Source organism: Massilia eurypsychrophila (assembly GCF_002760655.1).
In the GTDB taxonomy this organism is placed as follows: Bacteria; Pseudomonadota; Gammaproteobacteria; order Burkholderiales; family Burkholderiaceae_D; genus JAFCUW01.
On record NZ_PDOC01000087.1, the window covers coordinates 1 to 703 of the forward strand.

Here is a 703-nt window from a genome sequence, read left to right on the forward strand (position 1 = left end):
CAATGGCTGGCCAGCACTTTGGAACGTCTCCCGACGTGCCCTAACAGTCAGATCGATTCTTTGCTGCCATTCCCGAACCTTAAGCAAAACTAAACCGCCCGGCAAGGTGGGGCCGCCGGACGCTTACGCTATATTTTCGTGCCCGGCATGGTCTTGGCCAATTTTCAAGTCTCCGGTGTGATTGACGAGTGCAGTAAGCATTTCGTGACGCAACCAGTGGGCTGATGCTTCCCTCAAGTCACCCTCGGCGTCTAGCTTGTCGTCAAGCTTCGCGAGGTCGGCTGCTCGCGCGAACAGGCCGGTGATCGCGTTGGCCGTCGCCTCGGCACGATCGCAGTAGGTGAGCGCCGGCGCACCGACATCACCAACGGATCGGTGTCGTGTCGGTGAGTGGTAGGCAAAAGGCCGAATGCTTGACGATAGGCCTGGTAACACGTCAGCATTTCCTCGCACACCGGTAGACGTCGCGGCTTATCTCCCTTGCCGATCACATTGAGCCACCAGCGGCCATCCGCGTCGAGTTGGACCGCGCCCATTGTTGCCTGCGCTATCTCGGAAAGGCGTGCGCCGGTGGTTACGAAAGCGACGAACAGGAAATGGTCTCGTGCGGCGCTGCGTGTCTCTTGCCCTGGAGCGCGGGGGAGGGCAGCGATGGCGGCGTCGACATAGGCGATCGTGGCCGGGCCGAGGTAGCGTTCAACCC

Annotated in this window: 1 pseudogene; it reads right to left on the reverse strand. The window is 60.9% G+C overall.

The window, feature by feature from the left end:
• Positions 1-251: 251 nt before the first annotated feature.
• Positions 252-703 (reverse strand): annotated as a pseudogene (locus tag CR105_RS29210) (hypothetical protein); the annotation flags it as partial.